The 5,604-nt window shown below is 56.2% G+C and carries 4 protein-coding genes; 1 reads left to right on the top strand and 3 read right to left on the bottom strand.

Features of this window, described 5'->3' with window-relative positions; all coding sequences use genetic code 11:
* Positions 1–52: 52 nt before the first annotated feature.
* From B2R17_RS15105 to B2R17_RS15095, 3 genes are all read right to left on the bottom strand, one after another.
* A complete protein-coding gene (locus B2R17_RS15105) occupies positions 53–1,081 on the bottom strand; it encodes a hypothetical protein (RefSeq protein WP_286764637.1) in 1,029 nt (342 codons plus the stop codon).
* Positions 1,078–2,574, bottom strand: coding sequence for a hypothetical protein (locus B2R17_RS15100; RefSeq protein ID WP_286764636.1), 1,497 nt, complete (start codon positions 2,572–2,574; stop codon positions 1,078–1,080). Before B2R17_RS15100 ends, B2R17_RS15105 begins: the two co-directional genes overlap by 4 nt.
* A gap of 139 nt (positions 2,575–2,713) precedes the next feature.
* Positions 2,714–4,042: a THUMP domain-containing class I SAM-dependent RNA methyltransferase gene (locus B2R17_RS15095; protein WP_286764635.1), complete on the bottom strand. Its 1,329-nt coding sequence runs from the start codon at positions 4,040–4,042 to the stop codon at positions 2,714–2,716.
* Positions 4,043–4,416: 374 nt separating this feature from the next.
* Between B2R17_RS15095 and B2R17_RS15090 the strand changes: the two genes are divergently transcribed.
* A complete protein-coding gene (locus B2R17_RS15090) occupies positions 4,417–5,454 on the top strand; it encodes an acyl-CoA desaturase (protein ID WP_286764634.1) in 1,038 nt (345 codons plus the stop codon).
* Positions 5,455–5,604 lie beyond the last annotated feature (150 nt).

The following is a 5,604-nucleotide window of genomic DNA, read 5'->3' as shown; positions in this document are numbered from 1 at the left end:
TTGGGCTTTATCACGTAGCGGCGTCTCTCCGAGACGCTGTCATTTGCGAGTCTCAGAGAGACTCGCCGACGTGAGGTTGTACCCGATCATTCCTGCCGAACTGCTTAGAGCCGACACTGGGGTGATCGGGTAGCGTTCTTTGCAAGCGATAACCCAGCACCGCGAAAAAAGTCCAAGCGATCAACGCGTGGCAAATGAAGGAAATGGTTCTCAGATTGGCAGTCTTCAGGTATCGCGAAAGAATAATGCTCTGCATTCGATCAGAGAGATCGGATGCGATTGGAAACCTCGCGCCAATATACCAATCGGCAAAGAATCGATAGGCGAACCATGCTCCCCAAGTCAGCAGTATCAGCGTCGCGCCGAGAGCCCATTCCCACAAACGATTTCGCTGACCTGGACGCATTGTGAATGCGCCGACACAGGCGATGGACAACGCGATCGCGACGGCGGAAGCCATGCGAACCAAGTCCTGAGATGATGCGGACCATTGCAACCAACGCAGGATAGCCGCGAAGCCGGCCGCCATCGCGGTCAGCGCCATCAAACGTTGAATCGTGACGGGGCGTGCGTTCTTTTCGGGGGCGATGTCTTCGTCAGCGGTTCTTGATTTCAGAGCAACATTTCGCCATCCCGAGATCAGCCACAAAGAACCGATTGCGATCAGCCACGCGATGGATTCGCCCAAGAATTCAAAGACACGTCCTTGGTTCCAATCATCGTCCAGTCGCCAGAGCAGCAGATCCCATGAATCGGGTCGGACGTGCCAAAATCGTTGGATGGAACTCGCGACAAATGGAAACACGACGATGATAAAAAGAATCGTGAATAGTCGTGCGATGGTTCTGGCCACCGTTGCTCGGACCGGTGGACCATAGGCAAAGAAAATTGCTGTCACGCAGTACAAGACTGCGTTGGCCTGAGATGCCCACCACTGCAGCGAATCAGCGGTTTCGGGATGCATCATCCAGTGGACGCTGGACTTAGCCAATGGCAACGCGTTCAACGACAGAGCGACACCGGCCCAAGCAATCACCGCCCAAATCAACGGGATCTTTGGCAACCAGATTCTTGAGCTCATTGTGCGACGGTCGATTGTGGTCGTGACGTGTTCAGTTCATCGAGCAGTTGGAGAAGTGTTTCTCGGATTTTCGGTTCGGCATCGACCGAAAGGTAACTCGATTTGGCCCGCCAGGTTTCGTAGCCGCCCAGTGCATGTTGCTCGGGCGTGGGCAGGTAACCGTTGTAGCCATTGGCGAGTTCAATCGTGAACGTGGGTTTGAAGGGGCTGGATTTCTTAATCGCCAGTCCGGTTTCCACAAACGTTTCGCAGGGACTGCTGACGATGGCGAGTCCTCCGATCCGAATCGCTTGCAGCTTCACCTTCACGGTCGGCGGGTACTCGGCCAGATCCAATGTTTCACCCGCGTAGATCAAGCGGCGATCATTCTTGGGGCTATCACCGGCGTCGGCGAGCAGTTGCTTGGCTCTTGCAACTTCTTCAGTATCTGGACGGCGAACGCCAAGTTCGATCTCGGTCTCACGCATCTCCAATGGCACCCAGTTTTCAAATTGGACGCGTTGGTAGGCAACCGCCGCGGAAGCCGCCACGTCGTTGGCCACCAATCGAATTTGCTCGAACGGGGGTTGGCGGGATCGGCCTTCGAAAAAATTAACGTTGTTGATATCACCGCTCGTACCGTTGGTCATTGCCGCGACAAAAGGTGGCTTGCTCTGAGTGGCCAGGATCATTTTTGCAAACTGGCGAGCGAACTCGCCGAAGTAATCCGCAGAGAGCGATTCGGGAGGAACACCACCGACGTAGTGCAGCGAGTAGTTTGCCCACATCGCAATCGGCCGACCATCGAGGGCTTGGACGGCAACGACGGGAACCTCCGGGTCGACCGGCCCGGCAGGTTGAAGCAGAGAGCGGCTGTTCGCGCTCGGGTTCATCCGCACTCGATCCGTTCCTGAATCGAACGGGTCGTCAATTGCGACGCCGGGACGCAGAAACCATCTGCGATTGAAGACTTGATTCGGATTGTTGCCGATCGCCCAACCGATTCGTGCTGGTTCCAATTGCGAATGGGCTTGGATGATCCCTTCCGCGATTCGCTCCACCAAAAATGGGATGTAGTCCTCTTCCACCAAACTTTGAAAGGTCGGTGCGACCGACACGGCGGTGTGCGTGTGGGTTGCTGAGCAAAGAATGTGATCGGTAGCGATGCCGGTTGATTCAGACGCCAGTTGCTTGGCCGCGTCGTAGATCTCTCTCGGGATCATGCAACTGTCGCACGTGACCAACGCGATGCTCGTCTGGCCGTCGTCGAGCACCAAGCAACGAGCATGCAGCGGATCGTGGGCTTGTTTCGCCACTCGGTGCGTCATGCTGCCCGAGGAGCTGACCGGGAACTTCTCAGGAGTGATGTCGATCGCGAACGCACCGGCGCGGAAAACTTTGTCGGTTTCCGCCGTCATCGCCAAGCCGGAAATGCACACCACCGAGGCGATCCAAACGGTGGTTGCCAAGATCGGATTGGCACAGCAAAACGCTTTTGCAGATCGGTGTTCCACGCAGATTCGTATCGATCGATTTGTTCGTCTGAACATCACGTCTCTCACTCTTCGAGTTGCGGTATGGCAGGTCCTGTGAGCTCACCACCGTGGGGAATCATGCGTGCAGCGGCGTTCAAGACTTGGGTGGTGACTGAGGTCAAGGTGACTTGGGCTTTGGTTTGGGTGGTTCCGGCGCGGGTGGTGCTGGCGTTGTTTGTTCGCTTGCTTCTGTTACTGCTGGCGGCGATGTCTTGTTGGGTTTATCTGCCGGGCTGGGTTTTGGACCGTGGTATTGATAGTAGGTGCATTCGATGCGGCCATTGTAAAGCTTCCTGCGACGGTCTGCGGCACGACCCATCGCATGCTCCAAATTGGAGTAGGCGGTCAAGATGTAACGCGACCAAGTCGGCAATCGCTCGAAGATGGCGGGCAACGACTCGTACAGTTCGTCGAGTTCCCAATCCTCAGGGCCATCGCCGTTTTGATCTTCGGAATCGAAGCGTGAAGATTGACCTGAACCAATCCGTTGGCCATAAGGCGGGTTGGCGATTACACAGCCAAACGTTTTCTTGCTGCTGATCTCGTGAACCGGCATGGCTTGGAAGTGAATGTCGTCTTGAACGCAGGCGCGAATCGCGTTGTCTCGGGCGGCGGTCAGGACGCGACCGTCGATGTCGCTGGCCAAAATTTTCTCTTCCAACGGCGGAAGACTTTGGCTGGCCGCGGTGGCACGTGCGTCCGACCAAAGTTCGGCTGAGAAATCAGGCCAAGCCTGGCAAGCAAATTCGCGTTCCAGCCCTGGGGCCATGTTGCGACCAATCCGGGCGGCTTCGATCGGGATCGTGCCGCTGCCGCAAAACGGGTCGATCAATGGACGACCGTTTCGCCAGTAGCTCAGCAAAACCATCGCCGAGGCCAACGTTTCTTTCAAAGGAGCCGCGGAGATGTGCGTTCGGTATCCGCGGCGGTGAAGGCTGCGGCCCGTCGTGTCGATGGTCAGCGTGGCGACGTCCTTCACGATCGCCACGTCGACTTTGTAGAGCGGTCCTGTTTCAGGCAGTTCGCTGGTTCTGTGATCACGCATCATCGCTTCGACGATGGCTTTCTTAACGCTGCGTTGGCATGCCGGAACGCTGGTCAACGTCGATTTGATCGAACGTCCGGTGACGGGAAAGGCAGCGTCCGCGGGTAGCAAGTTTCCCCACGGGATATCGCGAGTCGTGTCGAACAACGCATCGAAATCACCGGCGGGGAATTCAGCGACACGGATCAAAATCCGGTCGGCCGTGCGGAGCCACAAATTGGCTCGGCAGATCGATTCGTGAGAGCCTTGAAAAGAGACCCGCCCGGAATCACTGATGCTGGCGTCGATGCCCAGTCCTTTGAGTTCCCGTTTGACGATGGCTTCCAATCCAAACGCACAGGGGACAATCAGATCAAAAGACGGTGAGGTGGATGCAATCGGTTCGCTTGGTTGGGTTTCCATCAGTGGTCAGACGTGGACGAAGGGTGGCTCTGGCTGGTTGTGTCGTCAAAGTCGATGCGCAGTTTCGCTGCATCGACACGAAACACCATAGCCGATTCGCTCCGGATTTGGACTTGCCGGTTTGAAGGGAGTGGCTGGTTTCGTGGTTGGATCCCGACACAATCGTCGTCGATCGAGACGCGAGCATTTCAACAAACCCGAAGCCGGAGAGTTTGTGTCATCGTCGCGAAGCGTTCTCCTGCCGAGATGCGTTTGTGGGACTACGCGAATCGTTCTTCCTTTCCACCCTCGATACGATATGCTGCGGCTCGATCGGGCACACGGCTGGTTCTGATCGAAACAAACCTCTTAGCCGCGAACTCATCCCAGGTATCATGATGACCACCGAGGCGGCAACGATTCCAGCTGGGTCTGGAAAGACTGGGCAGAGAAGTCCCAAAGTCGATTTGCAGTCTCCAACTCAACCTGCATCTCCGGCTCCCACCGGCAAGGCTTCGCAGGAGCATTCCTACAGCGATCCAACCAAGCGTTCGATCCGTTGGGATTACACGATCTTTTTCGTGACCCTGCACTTGCTGACGCTGTTGGTTTTGATGCCCTATTTCTTTTCTTGGGCCGGGGTCGCTGCGTTTGTTGTTGGTGTGATTGTCTTCGGGCAAATGGCGATTCCGATCGGTTACCACCGCATGTTGTCGCACCGCAGTTTTCGATCGCCCAAATGGTTCGAGCGAACGCTGGTGACGTTGGCCATGTGCACCGCCCAAGAAACGCCGGCGCACTGGGTGGCTTGGCATCGCATGCACCACAGTCATTCCGATCACGCGGAAGACCCGCACTCGCCACGCATCAGCTTCATGTGGGCTCACGTGCGATGGTTGGTGCACGAAAGTCGGACACGCATGGCAACGTTTTCGATGTATGAAAAGTACGCCCGGGACATTCTGTCGGACCCTTACTACCGATGGATCGAAAAACTACCCAGCCCGGCGGGAATGTTCTATCTCGCACACGCGTTTGTGTACGCGCTGTTGGCAGTCGGGATTTCGATGCTCGTCTACGGCAATAACGCGGAGGCCTACCGGATGGCAGCCAGCGTGTTCGTGTGGGGAGTGATCGCACGAACCGTTTGGGTTTGGCACATCACATGGTCGGTCAATTCGATCACCCACGTGTTTGGATACCGAAACTATCAAACGACCGACGACAGCCGAAACAATTGGTTTGTCAGCTTGCTGACCGCCGGTGAGGGCTGGCACAACAACCATCACGCGGATCCGGCCAGTGCATCGGTTCAACATCGTTGGTGGGAAATCGATCCCAACTATTACGTGATCCGATTGTTCGGAGCCCTCGGGCTGGCAACCCACATCATCCGCCCTCGCCACGTGCGAAAAGGCGGAGTTGAAAGCTAAGCAGGTCGGCTGGAGTCTTTCGACATTACAACCATGTTGGGAAGTGTTGTTGCTCCCACGTACAACCGGGGGCTAACTCTGGACTGTCCAATCTTTGGTACTGACACCGAAATGGGCATGGATTCTCGAGGCGGTTTTCTGTCTTCAGTC

Source organism: Rhodopirellula sp. UBA1907 (assembly GCF_002337565.1).
Lineage (GTDB): Bacteria > Planctomycetota > Planctomycetia > Pirellulales > Pirellulaceae > Rhodopirellula > Rhodopirellula europaea.
This window is presented reverse-complemented; position numbering and strand designations above follow the sequence as displayed.

Excerpts from the sequence above, each read along its gene's own strand:
- B2R17_RS15105 (WP_286764637.1), bottom strand. The coding sequence starts at position 1,081 with ATGAGCTCAAGAATCTGGTTGCCAAAGATCCCGTTGATTTGGGCGGTG.
- B2R17_RS15090 (WP_286764634.1), top strand. The coding sequence starts at position 4,417 with ATGATGACCACCGAGGCGGCAACGATTCCAGCTGGGTCTGGAAAGACT.
- B2R17_RS15095 (WP_286764635.1), bottom strand. The coding sequence starts at position 4,042 with ATGGAAACCCAACCAAGCGAACCGATTGCATCCACCTCACCGTCTTTT.